This window comes from Planococcus sp. 11815 (genome assembly GCF_051096385.1).
Lineage (GTDB): Bacteria > Bacillota > Bacilli > Bacillales_A > Planococcaceae > Planococcus > Planococcus citreus.
This window is the reverse complement of sequence record NZ_CP096991.1, coordinates 2731309-2749084: the sequence shown is the minus strand read 5'-3', so window position 1 is coordinate 2749084 and position 17776 is coordinate 2731309. Positions and strand designations below refer to the sequence as shown.

The following is a 17776-nucleotide window of genomic DNA, read 5'->3' as shown; positions in this document are numbered from 1 at the left end:
ATGATGGTACAGAAGAAAAAGGGGGGAGACCAGATGGCCGAAATATCGGAAGTCAGAAGAGAACTTGCGCTGGATTGTTTTCTGTTGGCCGGAAAAGTCATGATGGAAAGCGGCGCGGAGACATACCGGGTGGAAGATACGATGATCCGGATGGCGGTTTCGCAAAATATGATGGATTCCCATTGCTTTGTGACTCCAGCGGGCATCATGTTTTCCCCGAGCAATGATTTGCCGACGCGCTTTGTCCGCATCCATGGGCGCCGTACCGACCTCGAAAGGGTGGCGCGTGTCAATGCCGTATCGAGGCGTCTCGTGGCGGGCCAGCTGACATTGCAGCAGGCGTATGAAGAAATGACGGAAATCGAAAAAAACCATTACTTGTTCCCTTTGTGGCTGCAAGTGCTCGCAGCTGCAGTTGCCAGTGCCTGCTTCCTGATTTTGATGGGCGGTGGCTGGGCGGACATTCCTTTCGCTTTTGTCATCGGGGGAATCGGATTTTATATTGTGGAAATGGTACTCGTGAAAACAAGGGTCAAGTTTTTCGCGGAATTTATCGGAGCGGTCGCCATCGGTACTTTAGCGGTGCTCGTTGTGAATAGTGGATTCGGGAACGATCCCGATACGATCATCATCGGTTCGGTCATGCCACTGGTGCCCGGCTTGCTGATCACCAACGCCGTACGCGACATGATGGCCGGCCATTTTGTATCGGGCCTATCAATGGGTGCGGAAGCTTTTCTGACGGCATTCGCCATCGGAGCCGGCATCGCCATCGTATTGTCATTTTAAGGAGGAGATCGAATGAACTGGCCTTTAGAGGCGTTTCTAAGTTTTTTGGCAGCCGGCGCATTCGGCATCATTTTCAATATCCCAAGAAAGACGCTTATCAGTTGCGGGCTTGTCGGGATGAGCGGCTGGCTTTTCTACCGGAGTTATTTCCTCATGTTTGATGACCCGATTCAAGCAACCTTCGCCGGCGCTTTTATTGTCGCGATCGTTGCGCACATCTTGGCGAAAATCTTTAAAATGCCGATGATCATTTTCAGTGTCGCCGGCATCATTCCGCTCGTTCCTGGAAGCCGTGCATACAATGCGATGCGCAATATCGTGGAGAATGATTACATGGAAGCGGTCGATTTCGCTGTACAGGCATTGATGATTTCGGGTGCCATCGCCATGGGCCTGGTGTTCGCGGAAGTGCTCATGCAATTATATTTCAAGCATCAAGCAAGACGGACTCAGAAAAAAATGGGCTTTACACAGGAATAATCAATAACGAACAGGCAGCCTCATTTGTGGGCGGCCTGTTTTTTGTTCAGGAGCTAACAAGAGCGCCTCAATCCGATACGAACCCCGGGAAGCGATTCCCCTACTAGCCGGCAACTTGTAAAAAAGCAGATTCCCGTAAACACCTTACAATCAGTGAAATGTATAAGCTGCCGGGCGCACAGGGTGAGCCGACGCAGGAGGAGAACAGCTGCACCCAATATTCGTATGAACCGGCTTGCTCAACTTTCGCTACGCTCAAGCATCGCAAATGAATTGGCTCAATTTACTTTCGCCAATTCATTGTAGCCAAAGGCCAACCCAAAGCGAGGCAGCGAATATCCGTATGATGCGAACTCCAATAATTTAAAATTCCTATACTAAGTTTTCAATCCTACCAGAACAAAAAAACCCAGACCACGAAATTTCCGCAGTCTGGGGGAGAGAGATTATTTTAACCATTTTTCGAGTTCCTGGGCGTTCATCGGGTGGCTGATGATATAGCCTTGGATGCTATTGCAGTCCATCACCCGAAGCAATTCCAGCTGTTCGTTCGTTTCGACACCCTCAGCGATCACTTGGAAATCAAGTGACTTGCCGAACTGGATCATGCCGTTAATCATTTTCTGCATTTTTTCCTGCTTCGTAATCGACTGGATGATAGTCCGGTCAATCTTCAAAGAAGAAATCGGCAATAACAGCATATAGCGGAAAGACGCATAGCCTGTCCCGAAGTCATCGAGTGCAAATTGCACGCCTTGCTGGTTCAGGCGGTTCATTTGCAGCATGATCGGACGTTCGGCTTCCGCTTCAAGCGCGAACTTTTCAGTGATCTCGATCATAAGGGAATGTGGATCGCAATTATTCGCTTTCATTTGCTCGATCAGCATGCTCGCCATATCCTTGTCGCGGAATTCGCGGATGGAGGAGTTGATGCTGATGCGCAAATTAATGCCTTTCGCTTTCCAATCCTTCAGCTGTGCACAGGCGGTCTCCAATACGAAACTGCCGATTTCATGGATCATGCCATTCTCTTCCGCAATCGGAATGAGTTCATCGGGCGTCACGACGCCGATTTCATCGTCATTCCAGCGGACGAGCGCTTCCACGCTTTCGACATTGCCAGTCGAGAGATTGACTTGTGGCTGATACAGCAATTGCAGGTTTTTCCGGTCCAGTGCATGGACAAGGCGTTTTTCAATGAGTGCTTTCCGGTTCAGGCGTTCGTGGTCGTCTGCTGTCAAAGTGGAAATGGCGCTGCCGCCGCGGTCTTTGACTTTCTTGATTGTCGCATAGGAAGCTTTGATCAAGTGGACGAAGCTCTGCTGGTCTTCCGGGTATTTCGTGATGGCGCCGCTGACGGTCAAAGGAACTGCTGTGCCGCCGATATAGATCGGGTGCTGCTGCAAATAAGGCAGGAAGCCCTCGATGAACCAGTTCGGCAAAGGCGTGATCAACGCGAATTCATGAAGCCCGGCGCGTGTAATCAATGAATCCGAGAAATACATGCGCAAGCGTTTCGTGAATTCGATAAGCAATTCATTTTCAGTATCGGTATCCGATACATCACGCAAGGTGTAGAATCGGTCGATGTCGAGGAACAGAAAAGAGAAATGACGCCCTTCCTTTATATGTTCCGCGACAGCTTGTTCAAGGCGGTGGCGGTTTTCAAGCCCTGTAATCGGGTCGATAAATGCGATTTCCTCAAGGTGCTTTTGGGCGTGCTTCGTTTCGGTGATGTCTTTTTCAAGGAAAATATAATACGCATCTTCCTCAGACAATTGCATCGGAATCGCCGTCAGGTCGACCCAATACGTTTCACCGTCTTTTGTCGCTTTGTTCGCTTCGCCGTTCCATACTTGCCCCTCTTTCAGGCTTTCCAGAATCGAATCGACGAACTCGATGTCTTCTTCGCTGTCATGGAACATTTGCCATACGGGTTTGCCGAGCACGCGTTTCGGGGTCCATTTGCTGAGTTTCAGGAAATGGGGATTCGCGTAAGTGACAAGAAACTCTTGATCGAAATAAGTCATCATGAACGAGTCATCCAGCCCGTGGCGAAGATGGCTCAATTCTCTTGCCGCCGAGTCGGCGCTTACGCTATCATCGATCTCATAGATCGTCAGGAGAAAACGTTCGCCATGCGATGTGAACGCTTTCGTGACAACTGTGGAATAGCTCTGCCCGCCGCTGCCAAGACCGATTTCCATATTTTCGAATCGGACAGGGTCTGTGCTTTCCAACAGCATTTCCCAAGGTTGTTTATGGAAAGCGGCTTGTTCTGGATTCATATAGGAAAAGGGTTGGCCTTTAGCGGTTTCTGTATTTAGTTGAAAGATGCGTTCGGCGTGCCCGTTGAACCAAGTGATGAGTCCTTCTTGATCGAAAATGATGATAGGGAAGGGAATATGGTTATATGCTAGGGTTTGTGCCAAAAAATCCTGCTTTTCACTCATTAACTGACGCTCCTTAACCGTTTTGTACTTTCATTATAAAGAAGAAAAGGTCTTTCGTCACCACTTTACAAAAATATAATACGGGAATTTTAGCACAGAAATCATACTAGCCTTTTTGACCCTCTCGTGAGAGAATAGGCATGATTCGATTGAAAATTGAGGAAAACAACCAATTTGTCCCGATTACAAAGGGTTCTAACGATAAAAACAGCTGAATTAGCCAATTCGTCATGGATTGGCTTTGTTAAATGAAAGGAGTGCTGGCGAATGGAACGGCTAAAGGGAGTATCCATGATACTGATAGGGGCGATGCTTTGGGGAGCGACCGGGCCGCTCATGGAATGGACGCTCGATGTCTACCCAATCACTGTGCCCTTTCTATTGACTATCCGGCTTATTGTCGCTGGCATCTTGCTGCTGTTGTTCTTGAAAATGAAGCAGGTGCAGGTGACCTCGATTTTTCGGCAAAAGATATGGACGCGTCCTTTATTGATCTTTTCAGTAGCCGGCATGCTCGGTGTCCAATACAGTTTCGTCGCAGCGATCGATACGAGCAATGCCGTCTTTGCCACATTGATGCAGTTTCTGGCACCTGTCTATGTCATTGTCTTCATTTCCATGCGCCTTCGCAAATGGCCGCCGGTCTATCAAGTGCTGGGCATGGTCGGTACGCTCGCTGGCTTGTTTTTATTGTTGACGGACGGGCGTTTGGATTCCCTGGTCATCAGCGGGGAAGCGCTGTTTTGGGGCGTTCTGGTCGGTTTGGCGTTTACATTCTACACGCTTTATCCAGCCCGGCTGATGCAGGAATGGGGCGTCTTGCTCGTTGTCGGCTGGTCGATGCTGTTCGGCGGCATCTTTCTCGGGCTCATCAATCCGATTTTCCTGTCGGATGAATGGGGACTATTGGCAGACCCGACGCTCATTCTGGCGATCATCGCGATTATTGTGGTCGGCACGATGGCGTTTGTGCTGTTCCTCAGCAGCATGCGTTTCATCTCGCCTGTGGAGACGAGCATTTTGTCTGCGATGGAGCCATTGACGGCGATGGTCATTTCGCTTGTGTGGTTCGGCCATTTTCTATCCCCATTGCAAATCGGTGGAGCTTTTCTCATGTTGGTATTCGTCACTTGGCTATCTTTTGCGGGCAGTGAAAAAACTGCCGATGACCGCTCTTGAGTAAAGGCATGCAGCAAAATGCTGCGTGCCTTTTTCATTTTCGGAAGCAAAAAAGATTCATTATAATGCATGACAAAAAAAGGGATATCTCTACCTGATATCTGAAAATTATGGCATACTAGTTTTAAATAAAGTTCGAGTTTCGAAATGTTCAGGAGGCACCCTTATGAAAACCGTTTTTTCTTATACTAAACCATATTCATTTCTGATCGGCGTCGCTTTGTTCCTGATGCTCCTGGAGTTGGTCGTCGAGCTTTTGCAGCCATTGGTCATTGCGAGCATCATCGATGACGGCATCGTGGCAGGTGACCAGGATACGATCATTCGCTTGGGGCTTGTGCTCATGGGCTTGTCATTAATCGCTTTTTTATCGGGTGTCGCCAATTCGTATTTCGCTTCCCATGTGTCCCATAGCTTCTCTTTTGATGTCCGGCGCAAAGTTTATGAGCGTGTCCAGTCTTTCTCGCTGGCAATGTTCAATAAATTTCCAGCATCCGGCCTCATCACACGGCTGACGAGTGATATCCAGCTGATCCAGCAAGTGCTGTATATGAGCTTGCGCATCATGCTGCGCGCGCCGTTGCTTGTCATCGGCAGCATGGTCATGGCGTTTGTCGTCAATGCACAATTGGCGATTTACTTGATCATCGTCTTTCCAATTTTATTGGCATTTTTGTATGTCATGGTACGAAAAGGCGTCGTCTATTTCAGCTTTGTGCAGCAGCGGCTTGATAAAGTCAATCGCATGGTACAGGAAAACCTGCAGGCGGTCCGGCTGATCAAAGCGTACTTGCGCGGTAAGTATGAAGCGAACCGCTTTTCGGAAGTGGCGGGTGCGCTCAAGACCGATACGGTCAAAGCATTCCGCATCATGGAAATCATCTTGCCGATCCTGCTGTTCGGCATGAACGTGTCTCTACTCGCGGTTGTTTGGTTTGGTGCTTTTGAGATCCAGAGCGGAGACGCGCAAATCGGTGAATTGGTCGCCATCGTCAATTACGCGATGCGTATGACCGGCGCATTTTCGATGTTCTCATTCATCATTATGGCGTTTGCGCGTGCCATGGCATCTACTGGCCGCATCGAAGAAATCCTTTTGGCGGATGATGGCGGCGAAGAATCGAATGGTGCAACTGTGCCGGTTAGAGAAGGAACCGTCCGTTTTGACCATGTTTCCTTTACGTATCCAGGCACTTCGCGAAGAGTGCTTGAAAACATCAGCTTTGAACTGGCGCCACGCGAGAAACTGGCCATCATGGGTGCCACGGGATCCGGAAAAACCTCTTTATTGCAGCTGATTCCGAGATTCTACGAAGCGACCGAAGGAAGCGTATCGGTGCACGGCCGTGACGTCCGCGAGTGGGACCTTCAGGAACTGCGCAAGACGATCGGGCTTGTGCCTCAGCAATCGATGCTCTTTACCGGCAGCATTTCCAATAACCTGTCTTGGGGCAAAGAGCACGCGGAGATTCCGGAACTTACAGAGGCCGCAGAAAAAGCCCAAATTGACGAGACGGTCCAGCGCTTCCCGAAAGGATATGAAACGCGTGTCGGCCAAAAAGGCGTCAATTTATCCGGCGGCCAAAAGCAGCGCTTGTCGATCGCACGGGCATTGGTCCGCAAACCATCGATCTTAATTCTCGATGACAGTACCAGCGCGCTTGATGTGAAGACCGAATCTGCGCTGTGGGCCGAGCTCGACAAAGAACAAGCGACGACACTGTTGGTGACGCAGAAAGTGCGGACGGCTATGCGCGCTGACCGCATCCTGCTGTTGGAGGATGGCGTCGCTTCGGCTTACGGCACTCACGAGGAATTGCTGGATAGTTCTTCTTTGTATCGTGAAATTGCGCTGTCCCAGCAAGCGGAGGAGGTGGATGAATATGTTTAATGCGATCCGCCGGCCTTTTGGCTATGAGCCGGTATTGACGAAAGAAGATTTAAAGAAATCACCAGATAAAAAGAATGAACGCGCGAAAAACTGGAAGTCCACCTTGCTGCGGATCTGGAAGCTGGTCGACGAACAGCGCACGCTATTGATCATCGTTCTGACGCTTGTGTTCATCAGTTCCGCGATGGCGTTGCTCGGGCCGCTTTTGATCGGTTATATCATTGATACCTATATTGTGCCGGGTGCATTTGAAGGCATGGGCTTGATCATCGGCTGGCTTATCATGGTCTATGTGCTCCATTCGGTTTCTCTCTATTTGCAGAACTACTGGATGGTCGGCATCGCCCAGCAAGTCATCTATCAGATGCGTGCGGGGCTGTTTGGCCATTTGCAGCGTTTGCCGGTGTCGTTTTTCGATAAGCGCCAGCACGGCGAATTGATGAGCCGTATGACCAATGATATCGAAAACGTTTCGTCGACGCTCAACACCTCGTTCATTCAAGTGTTCTCGAGCATTTTGACGCTGGTCGGGACGGCAGTGGTGATGGTGTTTCTCAGCCCGATCCTCACGGTATTGACGTTCATTATTATCCCAATCATGTATTGGGCCGTTCGCTGGATCACCAAACGTACGGGCCCTTTGTATAAAGAACAGCAAAAAGCGGTCGGGGATCTGAACGGCATGATTGAAGAAACCATTTCGGGACAGAAAATCGTCAAAGCCTTTTCCCAGGAAGACCGCGTCATGGATGAGTTCCTCGTCAAAAGCGAACGGCTCCGCCGCACCGGCTTCTGGGCTTGGACGTATGCCGGATTCATTCCGAAAGTGATGAACTTCCTGAACAACGGAAGTTTCGCGCTCGTTGCAGGTGTCGGTGGATTGCTCGCCTTGAACGGCTCGGTCACAATCGGTGTCATCGTTATCTTCACCGAGTATTCACGCCAGTTCACGCGTCCGTTGAACGATTTGGCAAACCAATTCAACACGGTGCTCTCGGCCATTGCGGGGGCTGAACGCGTGTTTGCCATCATGGACGAAGCAGAAGAAGCGGACGATACGAAAAAGAATGCCGATAAGCGGCTTGAAGGAAAAGTAGAATTCGATAATGTGTCTTTCAAATACGAAGGCGCGGAAGAAGAATGGACGATCCGTAATCTGAGCTTTACGGTGGAAACCGGGCAGACGGCGGCATTCGTCGGTGCGACAGGCGCAGGCAAAACGACCGTCATGCAGCTTTTGGCGAGATTTTACGATGTCGATGAAGGGGAGATCCGCATCGATGGAACGCCAATCGGGGCGATGCCGCGCGAAACTTTGCGCAAGCAGATTGCCTTCGTCTTGCAAGACCCGTTCCTGTTCGAAGCTTCAGTCAGCGACAATATCCGCTACGGCAAGCTTGATGCGAGTGACGAAGAAGTGGTGGAAGCGGCGAAAAAAGCCAATGCCCATGACTTCATCTCCAAACTGCCGGAAGGCTATGACACGGTGCTGTCTGGCGACGGTTCAATGATCAGCCAAGGGCAGAAGCAACTCTTGTCGATCGCCCGGGCGCTTATCGCCGATCCGGTCATTTTGTTGCTTGATGAAGCGACAAGTTCGATCGATACCGTGACAGAGCTGAAAATCCAGGAAGCGCTCGAACGCCTTATGGAAGGGCGCACGAGTTTTGTCATCGCCCATCGCTTGAATACGGTGAGAAAGGCGGATTTCGTCTATGTCATGGAGCTCGGCAAATTGGTCGAATCAGGCAGCCAGGACGAATTGCTGGAAAAAGGCGGCTTGTATGCCACCATGCTGGCAGATGCTAAATTATAGCGAAATCTAAGCAGAAGGCGGGGGAGATCCCGGCTTCTGCTTTTTTTAATGGAAATGAAAAGCCCTGGGAAGAAACCTTAATTTCGGGAATCAGGTGGCGGCAAGCGCTTTAGGCAGTTATGATAAGAAGAAAAAGGAAGGCGGGATGGAAATGGAATTGTCCCTGTCGATTGCGTCGTTTCCGCTGGATGCGGAGACTGCCGGGGAAATGGAGCGGCTGATTGACGGCGAGCCGGAACAGTGCCGGACCTTGCTTCAGAATGAATTATGGCAAAAACCGTTCGCAAAAGGATTTGCGGTGCTCGCTTACACCGATAGCGGAGAGCTGGTGGCCTGTGCGGCGGCAGCAGATTTGGTCGGCGTGAACCATTACGAATGGTCGGCATTTGTCTCGCCGGATTACCGCCGCCTTGGGCTGGCAACAGCTTTGGCTGACGGCGTGCAGCATTCCCTCGTACAGCGCGGGGCGGAAAGTGAACTCGCGGCATTCACGGAACATAGCGCATCAGATAGCTGGCTAGAAGGTCTCGGCTATCATTGTACTTTCCAGGAATTGCAGTTTGAAGCGCAGCCGCTTTCTACGTACCAACTTGCTGAAACGGTCGAAATTATTCCGTATGAAGAGCAATATTCACGCGAATTGGTGGATCTTCTGCGCGCGGCATTTGATGAATCTGTTCTTCCGGTGCTTGAGCACAACCTGGAAGATACGGAGCGCCATGTCTATTTGATGCGGCAGGAAGGCCAACTTGTGGCGACGGCTACATTGAGCAGTGAAGACCAGGCGTTGTGGGTGACAGCGCTCGCAGTGTCACCGGATACCCAGCGATCAGGCTATGGCCAAGCATTTCTGAAGTGGGCGCGGCATTTGGCGCATCAGAAAAAATTGGCGCGTGTGCTGGTCGAAGTGGAAACGGAAAATGTGGCGTGGCCTGTTTATGAAAAGGCGGGCTTTACAAGGTTGTCGACCATTTCCTATTGGCAGCGCCCGCTGCAATAAAAAAACTGCCCGGCGGTAAACCCGCCGGACAGTTATATTTTAGTATTATTGATTTGTTTGTTCGTAGTTCTTATCGGAGCCGTCTGCATAGTCTACTTCAATTTCGATTTTCTTGAAGCCAGGATCGATGCCGAAAGCCTCGACGACTTGGCTGATGACTTCCTCATCCGACGTGTCAGGGGTTAAATTCAACTGGGACAAACCTTGTTCCATTTCATTGAAAGCGTCATCGCCGGTCAGGTCAACACCGTCGATTTTATTTTCATATTCGGCCTCTACCTGACCGCGCTCTTCTTCGTAGCTAAGGTCTAGGGCATCATCCTGGTCAGGCATATCGACATCAACGGACAAGTCAGTAAATCCGTAAGTTTCACCGTCCTTGGTCCCTTCAGTTCCGCCGCTTGGAGAAGCATCTTCAGTCGACTCAGCTTCCGGCGTTGCCGTTTCTTCTGGTGACTCCTCTGTGACAGGCTGCGTGACTTCCTCGTCATCGCCGCAAGCTGCTAGGGCAAGTGTAGCAGACATGATAAGAACTGGAAAGATCATTTTTTTATGGTTAGTCATAATATACAAACTCCCTTTCAAATTTATGTTTACCGTTCTATTCCCGAAATTATGGGAAGTAAGCAATGAAAAATGTAAAAAAGTATCGTACGATAGGAATCACTAGCAGAGTCGAGCACAAGCTGAGCTTGAATGGAGCCATTCAAATGGATAAATACAAAAACGGGCAGAACATCGCCGCTGCAAACGAACAAAATATCCGCACGGATTTCAAGGAAAGCATGACTTACGGCGATTATTTGCATCTCGACAAGCTGTTGTCTGCACAGGACGGTGTCAGCGGACACCACGATGAATCGCTTTTCATCATCATCCACCAAGTATCCGAACTATGGATGAAGCTGATCTTGCATGAGTTGTCGGCGGCCATCCGCCATATCGAAGCGGATGATCTGCAGCCGGCGTTCAAGCAATTGGCACGCGTATCGCGCATCCAGTCGCAGATTATCCAAGGCTGGGATGTGCTGTCGACCTTAACGCCTGCCGAATACTTGGAGTTCCGGGATGACCTTGGCAATGCAAGCGGCTTCCAGTCCTATCAGTACCGCATGATCGAATTCGCGCTCGGCTATAAAACCAAGCATGTCTTGAGCATCTATGAAAAAGATCCGGTCTTGCACGAGCAATTAACAGAAGCGTTCCACGCACCGGGCTTGTATGATGCCGCCATCCAAAAACTGGCGCGCAGCGGATTCAAAATCGACGAAAGCGTACTATCGCGAGATGTCAGTACTGTATACGAACCGAATGACAGCGTCCGGGAAGCATGGAAGGAAATTTACCGCAACGTCGATGAGCACTGGGAACTGTATCAATTGGCGGAGAAATTAGTCGATATTGAAGATTGGCTGCAACAATGGCGTTTCCGCCATATGAAAACGGTTGAGCGGATCATCGGTTTCAAACAAGGGACAGGCGGATCATCAGGCGTCAATTATTTGAAGAAAGTATTGGATCAATATTTCTTCCCGGAACTTTGGCAAATCCGGACAGACGTCTAAAAGCAGGAGGTTGGCTTATGGAAATTTTTGCGCATCGCGGAAGTTCGGGCACGCATCCGGAAAACACGCTGCCTGCTTTTATGGAAGCTGCAGCCTTGCCGGTCCACGGGGTGGAACTGGACGTGCATTTATCAACAGACGATGAACTTGTTGTCATTCATGATGAAAAAGTGAACCGCACCACTAAGGGCAAAGGCTATGTAAAAGACATGACGCTTGCCGAACTGAAAACACTGGACGCCGGAAGCTGGAAAGCAGGCGAATGGGCGGGAACCGAAATTCCGACATTGGCAGAAGTCTTTGGGGTATTTAAAAACACCCATCACGTGCTGAATGTGGAACTGAAAACGGACGTTTTCCCGTATGTGGGAGCGGTGGAAAAAGTGGCTAAGCTTGCAGCTGAACAGGGCATGGAACATCGGCTTGTCATTTCTTCATTCAACCACCTGGACGTAAAGCTGGCGATGGATCGCCATCACGTGCCAGGGGCGATTTTGGCTTCCAATATTTTAGTGGATATGGCCGCTTATGCACAGACAGTCGGGACGAAACGGCTTCATTTGTCGCTGCCGTATGCGCTTCGCCACGGTGCCGAATTGGTCGAAAAAGATTTTGAGGTCTATGTCTATACAGTCAACCGGCTGGACTACGCTGAGCAATTGCAGCAGATTGGCGTCTCGGGCATCTTTACGGATTATCCGGAAAAAATGCTGGGGGAATTGAAATGAAACTAGTTGCATTGAGTATATGGGTGGTTGCAGCATTCACTTTAGGAGTCACCGGTGCTGCAGCTTGGCCGCTCGTTGCAGGAATAATCCTGTTCCCGGCATTTTTTATCGGGAAGCCTTGGTATAGCAGCTTTAAGAAAAAAACAGCCGAACACAAATAGAAAACCGCCTGATGGATGTCGGATTGACATCCATCAGGCGGTTTTTAATAGGAAGTTAATTACCACTTTGCGTAATGTTCTTCTGCAGAGCCGAGCAATTGGTGGATTTTCAGCTTCTTGCCATCCGCATAGCGGACGTAGCCGTTGTAATAGCCGAACAATTGGTGAACTTCCGATTTCACAAGACGCGCATCCGATTTGGACACGCGTTCGTAAAAAGGAGTGAACGTCAATTTAACGTCATCGGTCAATTTCGTGTGGATCAGCCATGGCTTTTTGAAATCTTCTTCATCATAACGGAAAATGACGTCTTCGCTGATTTTGGTCATGCGGCCATTGACGAAAAAGGCGTTTTCCGTCATGCCTGTGCCGTCAGTCCATTTGCCGCCGAAATTCAATCCGATCACTTTGCCGAGAGAGCGCTGGGAAGCCATCCCCCAGTTCCATGTCGATTCGCGCGGCCAGACGCCCCGGCCATAGTCCAATACCGAAAAACTGTCCAATTCATCGAATTCATAGCGCTTAGCCCCGATCTGGACCGTTCCAGTTGTCGGCAGAGCGTGATGTTTCGCAGTGAACTGGAAGGTTTGGCGATTCCATGGAATGACGACATTCAATGATTCCATATCTTCCGGATGGGCAATCGTCAGCGAAGCATGCAATTTTTCGCCGTCAAAATCAGGCACGGTCACTGCCAATCGGGTTTTGCCATCTTCAAAGATGGAATGGACGGATATCTCCGAATTATGGAAAAGTGAACTGTCCAACACACTGTCGGATAAGCGTAAATTCCTCGAATAGGGGACCATAACCGTTTTTTCGAAAAAGCGCTGTGTTTCATAATTTAAGAAATAAACGAAGCAGACAGCGGCATAATCCAGATGGCAGATGGTGGCCGAGAAAACGATCTCATCGCCGAATACACACCAATAATTCCATTTCTTCTTACGAAGGAAATTGCCTTTCAGATTGCTTTCGACTAAGGGCTTCTTTGCATAGCCGATAGCGCTTGGATTCAATTGGCCTTTGGCGTCACATAATTTAACGTGTTCTGTAAGTTCCCGTTCAACATGTTGCATTGAATCCACCTCACTGTCTTTATATGCCCTTATTGTATCAGAATTCCCCAGATTTTCCCGGGAAAATGCTGTAAGACGGGCCTAAAGACTAGCGATTTCTTATACGGAAGCTGGAGGCCTTCTCCACATGAACGCAAGTGTGCCTTCTCCAGCGTGGACGGCCAGTGATGAACTGAGATTTCCGATCAGCACTTCGGCTTCAGGCGCAAACTTTAAAAGTTCCGCCTTCAACTCTTCCGCCTGCTCGGGGATGTGCCCGTGCATAATCTGGAAGTAATCGATCCCGTATAGTTCGTGGTCTGCTTTTGCACGATCGAGCAAATAAGCGAGCGCTTTCTTATGGGAACGAACTTTGTCGATTGGCTCAAGTTCGCCTTTCTCGGTAAGCTGGACGATCGGCTTGATCTTTAGGACGCTGCCGATGTAATACTGTGCGCCGCTCATCCGGCCGCCTTTATACAATTGGCTCAAATTGCCGATCAGGATGAAATTGCGAAAATCTGTCGTTTCTTGTTCAAGGCGCTGGGTGATCTCTTCCGCGGAAAGGCCTTGATCCTGAAGCGCCAACCCGCGCTCGAGAAGCCCGGATAGCCCGTATGACAAGGCGAGTGAATCGACGGTGTACACTTTGAAATCCGTCATTTCAGCACCGGTCATGGAAGAAGCGATCGTGCCGCTCAACTTAGCCGAAGCATGGACAGCGATGGCACATTCGTATTCCTCTTTCAGCTTTTCATAAAGTTCCGCAAACTTTCCTGCAGAAGGCTGGGAGGTTTTCGGGAAGTCTTTCGAGCTTTTCATGCGTGCATAGAGCTCGTCGTTCGAGAGGTCGATGCCATCGTCAATAAATTCTTCCGAGCCGAAATGAATATTCAGCGGAACAATATAGACATCGGGGTGCGATTTGAATTGTTCTGTGACATATCCGGTCGTATCCATGATCCATGCAATTGGTTTTTTCATCGTAAAACCCCTATCTATTGAGTATTTTGAATAATAAAACTATAACACGGATAATAATATGGTCCTAGCTTTCTTGAATAAAAATCTCCAAAAGCAGGGAGGCTAGGCTTCATTTAGAAGGAAAGCGCTTTTCGATCGAAACTTTAATATCGGCCTTGTGGCGAATTACAATAATAATAATGGCCAGAAACAACGGCCAGACAACTGACTGCACCTGAAACGCGAAAGCGACTGCAAAAAAGGCGCTGAAGCCTGCGAGCATCGATAAAGTAGCGCTTTTCAACCATGGATAGAAAGCGAATGACAAGACAATCATCGCCAAAAATAAATCGGGCGTCAGCCAAAATGCGACGCCGGCAAATGTCGAGATGCCTTTTCCGCCGAGGCCTTTTCGCCATAGCGGATAAATATGCCCGATGACTGAAAGCAACCCGGCGACGGCAACGGACCACAAAGGAAAATCAAGCCACAGGCCAGCCCATACAACGGCTGAACCTTTCAGGAAATCGCCGAGAAACACCAATAAGGAGGATCTGCGCCCAAGTACGGCCAAGGCGTTGCGGGCGTCGGGATTTCCACTGCCTGAAGCAGTCAGGTCTACACCTTTCCATTTCCCTATCCACAGGGCAGTCAAAACAGTGCCAAGTAAATAACTGCCTATCCAATACAAAATAACCATCGTATCCCTCCAGCAAATAACTGCAATTTCATAAAAATAATAGCCTCCCCAAATCAGGGGAGGCTATTAAGATTATTGGCCTAGTGTTGACGCTTCAAACAAATAATCGCTGATCACGCGGAGCCCTTTATCAAAGTTCTCCAAATGGAAATGTTCGTTCGGCGCGTGGAAATTTTCTGACGCAAGTCCGAAGCCCATCAAGACGACAGGGAATCCGAGAATTTCATCGAACGCAGCGACGATCGGGATCGACCCGCCCATGCGCGTGAAGGCGGTCGGCACTTGGTAGATCTTTTCATAAGAGCGGCCCGCTGCCTGGATGGCCGGATGGTCATATGGCGTCAGGAACGGCTTGCCTTTATCGAATTCGGTGATGCCGACCGTGACACCTGCTGGTTTATGCGCTTCAACATGCGCTTTCAGCTTGGCGATGATGTCATCCGGGTCCTGGTCTGGAACAAGCCGGCAAGTGATTTTTGAGCTGGCTTCTGCCGGCAGGACGGTCTTGATGCCTTCGCCGGAAAATCCTCCGGTGATGCCGTTGACTTCGAGTGTTGGGCGGATCCATGTCCGCTCGACGAATGAGTAGCCTTTCTCACCGAAATCTTCTGAGATGCCGATTGCCTGCTTTTCGTTCTCCAAATCGAAATCAAGTGCGGCGAATTCCGCGCGTTCCTCGTCCGAGACGGGGCGCACATCGTCGTAGAAGCCTTCGACTTGAATGACGCCTTCTTTGTCGCGGAACGATTCGAGAATTTCCACAATGGCGTGCAATGGGTTTTGGACAGCGCCACCGTAAAGGCCGGAATGCAAATCGCCTTTAGGGCCTTTGACGTCGATCTGTATACCCGCAAGCCCGCGCAGCCCGTAACAGACAGCTGGGCGCCCTGGACCTTGCATGCCGGTGTCGGAAATGACGATGATGTCAGCAGCGAGTTTTTCTTTATTGTCTTCGACGTATTTCGGCAAGCTCGGGCTGCCGATCTCTTCTTCGCCTTCGAGGATGAACTTGATATTGACGGGAAGTTCGCCGTTTAAATGAAGAAGTGCTTCAACTGCTTTCATGTGCATGAATACTTGGCCCTTATCGTCGCTCGCACCGCGGGCATACAATTTATTGTCGCGCACATGCGGATCGAACGGCGGCGTTTCCCACAAGTGAAGCGGGTCGACCGGCTGGACATCGTAATGGCCGTACACAAGAATCGTCGGTTTGCCCTCGGCATGGAGCCAGTCTGCGTAGACCACGGGATGGCCGTCGGTTTCATCGATGCTGGCATTTTCAAGCCCGGCTTTAGTCAACGATTTGATAAGCCATTCCGCGCCTTTTTGCATATCGGCTTTATGTTCGGAAAGGGAGCTGACCGATGGAATGCGCAAAAAACTTTTCAATTCTTCGAGATGGGCCTGGCGGTGATCTTTGAAGTACTTATCGATTTGAGTGGCGTTCATAAAATCCCTGCTTTCCAGTATTTTTAGTATGTGGAAATTATAGCATAGCTAAGTTGTCCTTTTCGACAAGAGGAAAATTGCTGTGGTATTATGGATAATACGGAAACAGATCGAAAAAATTTGATATGCATGTTACTGGAGGAAGTAAATTTGTTTATAGCATTGGCTTTATTTCTGATCATGTCGTTTTTCCTGTCGGGAAGCGAAACGGCACTCACGGCAGTTAATAGGATGAAGGTCCATCTTCGCGCGGAGCAGGGGGACGTCAAAGCCCAAAAGCTCGAAAAATTGATCGCGAAGCCGGACCGGATGATTACGACTATTTTGATCGGTAATAATATTTCCAATATCATGCTGCCTACACTCGTCACGACGATCGCCATTACGGAAGGATGGGAAGTCGGGTTGGCGACAGCCATCTTGACGGTTGTCCTGATCATCTTCGGTGAAGTGCTGCCGAAGACCATTGCTGCGACGTTTGCGGATAAAATCGCATATATCGTAGCGCCGGTCATCGGATTTCTGGTAGTGATCTTTAAACCATTGACGTGGCTGCTCGCCCAGTTCACGAATATCTTTATCCGCATCATCTCCAAAGGCAGCGTCAAAGAAGCGACGATGACCAAAGAAGAGCTGCGGACGATGGTCGATATCGCGTCGACTGAAGGAACGTTTGAAGCGGACGAATCGGAGCGCATTAAAGGCGTGCTCGATTTTCCGCATAAGGACGTGTCGGATGTCATGTCGACACACCGCACGGACACGGTCGGCATTTCGATTGACCTGACTTATGAAGAAGTCCGTGATTTAATCTTGGATTCCTCGTACACGCGTTATCCCGTATACGAAGAAAGCATGGACAATGTTGTCGGTTTGTTCTATTCCAAAAAGCTCATCGAATGGTCGATGAACCCGAACTTGACCTTAACGGAACTGATGGATGACAACCCATTATTCGTCGTGCAATCGGTGAGCGTCGAGAAAGTATTCAAATTGATGATGGCGAAGAAAAAGCATATGGCCGTCATCTTGGACGAATACGGCGGAACGCTCGGGATCGTGACACACGAGGACATTATCGAGGAAATGATCGGGCAGGATATTGAAGACGAGACGGACGCCGAAGACGATGAACTGGTCTTTGAAATCAACGACAGCCAATTGTCATGCCATGGCCGCCTGGAAATTGAAGATGTCAATGAAATGTTCGGAGTCGAAGTGCCGGAAGACCATGACACGATTGCTGGCTTTGTCATGCAGCAGCTTGGCCATGTGCCGGAAGTCGGCGAAGAATTCACTTACGAAAACTTGCACGTAGTCGTCAATGAAATGGACAGAAACCGCATCGAGCGGCTGACGATCACAAAACTCGCTGAACCTGAAGAACGGGAAACGATCAGCGAAAACGCAGCCAAAAGACAATAAGCAAAAGTCGTCCCGAATGTGGGGCGGCTTTTTTATTTCTTACAACATTGTAAGGAGACTGAAAGAGGGAACGATAGAGCGTAAGCCGAAACTCAGGCACAATAAGGGCATAAGAT

Annotated in this window: 16 protein-coding genes; 10 read left to right on the top strand and 6 right to left on the bottom strand. The window is 49.5% G+C overall.

The features are described from left to right. Positions 1–33: 33 nt before the first annotated feature. Both M1Q06_RS13795 and M1Q06_RS13790 read left to right on the top strand, forming a co-directional pair. The gene (locus M1Q06_RS13795) at positions 34–789 is read left to right on the top strand and encodes a threonine/serine exporter family protein (protein WP_058382863.1); all 756 of its coding nucleotides are present in this window, start codon (positions 34–36) and stop codon (positions 787–789) included. Between the two features lie 12 nt (positions 790–801). Continuing rightward, a complete protein-coding gene (locus M1Q06_RS13790) occupies positions 802–1269 on the top strand; it encodes a threonine/serine exporter family protein (protein ID WP_101191415.1) in 468 nt (155 codons plus the stop codon). A 446-nt stretch (positions 1270–1715) separates the two neighbouring features. On the opposite strand, the gene M1Q06_RS13785 is transcribed toward M1Q06_RS13790, so the two are convergent. Then, positions 1716–3722, bottom strand: a complete 2007-nt coding sequence (locus M1Q06_RS13785; protein ID WP_434400083.1) for an EAL domain-containing protein — start codon at positions 3720–3722, stop codon at positions 1716–1718. A 267-nt stretch (positions 3723–3989) separates the two neighbouring features. Here M1Q06_RS13785 and M1Q06_RS13780 point away from each other — a divergent pair, with 267 nt between their 5' ends. From M1Q06_RS13780 to M1Q06_RS13765, 4 genes are all read left to right on the top strand, one after another. Beyond that, complete coding sequence (locus tag M1Q06_RS13780; RefSeq protein WP_434400081.1) at positions 3990–4901, top strand: DMT family transporter; 912 nt, start codon at positions 3990–3992, stop codon at positions 4899–4901. A gap of 166 nt (positions 4902–5067) precedes the next feature. After that, the gene (locus tag M1Q06_RS13775) at positions 5068–6792 is read left to right on the top strand and encodes an ABC transporter ATP-binding protein (RefSeq protein ID WP_434400079.1); all 1725 of its coding nucleotides are present in this window, start codon (positions 5068–5070) and stop codon (positions 6790–6792) included. After that, the gene (locus M1Q06_RS13770) at positions 6785–8608 is read left to right on the top strand and encodes an ABC transporter ATP-binding protein (protein WP_434400077.1); all 1824 of its coding nucleotides are present in this window, start codon (positions 6785–6787) and stop codon (positions 8606–8608) included. The genes M1Q06_RS13775 and M1Q06_RS13770 overlap by 8 nt, the downstream gene beginning before the upstream one ends. Positions 8609–8753: 145 nt before the next feature. Next, positions 8754–9608 carry a GNAT family N-acetyltransferase gene (locus M1Q06_RS13765; protein WP_434400075.1) on the top strand — a complete coding sequence of 285 codons (855 nt, stop codon included), beginning with the start codon at positions 8754–8756 and terminating at the stop codon, positions 9606–9608. A gap of 45 nt (positions 9609–9653) precedes the next feature. On the opposite strand, the gene M1Q06_RS13760 is transcribed toward M1Q06_RS13765, so the two are convergent. Continuing rightward, the gene (locus M1Q06_RS13760) at positions 9654–10172 is read right to left on the bottom strand and encodes a YusW family protein (protein ID WP_434400073.1); all 519 of its coding nucleotides are present in this window, start codon (positions 10170–10172) and stop codon (positions 9654–9656) included. Positions 10173–10318: 146 nt separating this feature from the next. Here M1Q06_RS13760 and kynA point away from each other — a divergent pair, with 146 nt between their 5' ends. The 3 genes from kynA to M1Q06_RS13745 are packed head-to-tail and all read left to right on the top strand — an operon-like array spanning position 10319 to position 12062. Then, positions 10319–11173 (top strand): tryptophan 2,3-dioxygenase, encoded by an 855-nt coding sequence (gene kynA / locus M1Q06_RS13755; RefSeq protein WP_434400071.1) that lies wholly within the window; start codon positions 10319–10321, stop codon positions 11171–11173. Between the two features lie 17 nt (positions 11174–11190). Then, a complete protein-coding gene (locus M1Q06_RS13750; RefSeq protein ID WP_434400069.1) occupies positions 11191–11901 on the top strand; it encodes a glycerophosphodiester phosphodiesterase family protein in 711 nt (236 codons plus the stop codon). Continuing rightward, positions 11898–12062, top strand: coding sequence for a hypothetical protein (locus M1Q06_RS13745; protein ID WP_434400067.1), 165 nt, complete (start codon positions 11898–11900; stop codon positions 12060–12062). The genes M1Q06_RS13750 and M1Q06_RS13745 overlap by 4 nt, the downstream gene beginning before the upstream one ends. Before the next feature lie 59 nt (positions 12063–12121). On the opposite strand, the gene M1Q06_RS13740 is transcribed toward M1Q06_RS13745, so the two are convergent. From M1Q06_RS13740 to M1Q06_RS13725, 4 genes are all read right to left on the bottom strand, one after another. Then, the gene (locus M1Q06_RS13740) at positions 12122–13141 is read right to left on the bottom strand and encodes a DUF2804 domain-containing protein (RefSeq protein WP_434400065.1); all 1020 of its coding nucleotides are present in this window, start codon (positions 13139–13141) and stop codon (positions 12122–12124) included. A gap of 99 nt (positions 13142–13240) precedes the next feature. Continuing rightward, a complete protein-coding gene (locus tag M1Q06_RS13735) occupies positions 13241–14104 on the bottom strand; it encodes a DegV family protein (RefSeq protein WP_434400063.1) in 864 nt (287 codons plus the stop codon). Positions 14105–14213: 109 nt separating this feature from the next. Further along, positions 14214–14783, bottom strand: a complete 570-nt coding sequence (locus M1Q06_RS13730; protein ID WP_434400061.1) for a glycerol-3-phosphate acyltransferase — start codon at positions 14781–14783, stop codon at positions 14214–14216. A 72-nt stretch (positions 14784–14855) separates the two neighbouring features. After that, the gene (locus M1Q06_RS13725; RefSeq protein ID WP_434400059.1) at positions 14856–16235 is read right to left on the bottom strand and encodes a dipeptidase; all 1380 of its coding nucleotides are present in this window, start codon (positions 16233–16235) and stop codon (positions 14856–14858) included. Between the two features lie 150 nt (positions 16236–16385). Here M1Q06_RS13725 and M1Q06_RS13720 point away from each other — a divergent pair, with 150 nt between their 5' ends. After that, positions 16386–17660, top strand: a complete 1275-nt coding sequence (locus M1Q06_RS13720; protein ID WP_434400057.1) for a hemolysin family protein — start codon at positions 16386–16388, stop codon at positions 17658–17660. Positions 17661–17776 lie beyond the last annotated feature (116 nt).

What these genes read in the sequence shown, in the direction of transcription:
- M1Q06_RS13795 (WP_058382863.1), top strand. Translation starts at nt 34, where the DNA reads ATGGCCGAAATATCGGAAGTCAGAAGAGAACTTGCGCTGGATTGTTTT.
- M1Q06_RS13790 (WP_101191415.1), top strand. Translation starts at nt 802, where the DNA reads ATGAACTGGCCTTTAGAGGCGTTTCTAAGTTTTTTGGCAGCCGGCGCA.
- M1Q06_RS13785 (WP_434400083.1), bottom strand. Translation starts at nt 3,722, where the DNA reads ATGAGTGAAAAGCAGGATTTTTTGGCACAAACCCTAGCATATAACCAT.
- M1Q06_RS13780 (WP_434400081.1), top strand. Translation starts at nt 3,990, where the DNA reads ATGGAACGGCTAAAGGGAGTATCCATGATACTGATAGGGGCGATGCTT.
- M1Q06_RS13775 (WP_434400079.1), top strand. Translation starts at nt 5,068, where the DNA reads ATGAAAACCGTTTTTTCTTATACTAAACCATATTCATTTCTGATCGGC.
- M1Q06_RS13770 (WP_434400077.1), top strand. Translation starts at nt 6,785, where the DNA reads ATGTTTAATGCGATCCGCCGGCCTTTTGGCTATGAGCCGGTATTGACG.
- M1Q06_RS13765 (WP_434400075.1), top strand. Translation starts at nt 8,754, where the DNA reads ATGGAAATGGAATTGTCCCTGTCGATTGCGTCGTTTCCGCTGGATGCG.
- M1Q06_RS13760 (WP_434400073.1), bottom strand. Translation starts at nt 10,172, where the DNA reads ATGACTAACCATAAAAAAATGATCTTTCCAGTTCTTATCATGTCTGCT.
- kynA (WP_434400071.1), top strand. Translation starts at nt 10,319, where the DNA reads ATGGATAAATACAAAAACGGGCAGAACATCGCCGCTGCAAACGAACAA.
- M1Q06_RS13750 (WP_434400069.1), top strand. Translation starts at nt 11,191, where the DNA reads ATGGAAATTTTTGCGCATCGCGGAAGTTCGGGCACGCATCCGGAAAAC.
- M1Q06_RS13745 (WP_434400067.1), top strand. Translation starts at nt 11,898, where the DNA reads ATGAAACTAGTTGCATTGAGTATATGGGTGGTTGCAGCATTCACTTTA.
- M1Q06_RS13740 (WP_434400065.1), bottom strand. Translation starts at nt 13,141, where the DNA reads ATGCAACATGTTGAACGGGAACTTACAGAACACGTTAAATTATGTGAC.
- M1Q06_RS13735 (WP_434400063.1), bottom strand. Translation starts at nt 14,104, where the DNA reads ATGAAAAAACCAATTGCATGGATCATGGATACGACCGGATATGTCACA.
- M1Q06_RS13730 (WP_434400061.1), bottom strand. Translation starts at nt 14,783, where the DNA reads ATGGTTATTTTGTATTGGATAGGCAGTTATTTACTTGGCACTGTTTTG.
- M1Q06_RS13725 (WP_434400059.1), bottom strand. Translation starts at nt 16,235, where the DNA reads ATGAACGCCACTCAAATCGATAAGTACTTCAAAGATCACCGCCAGGCC.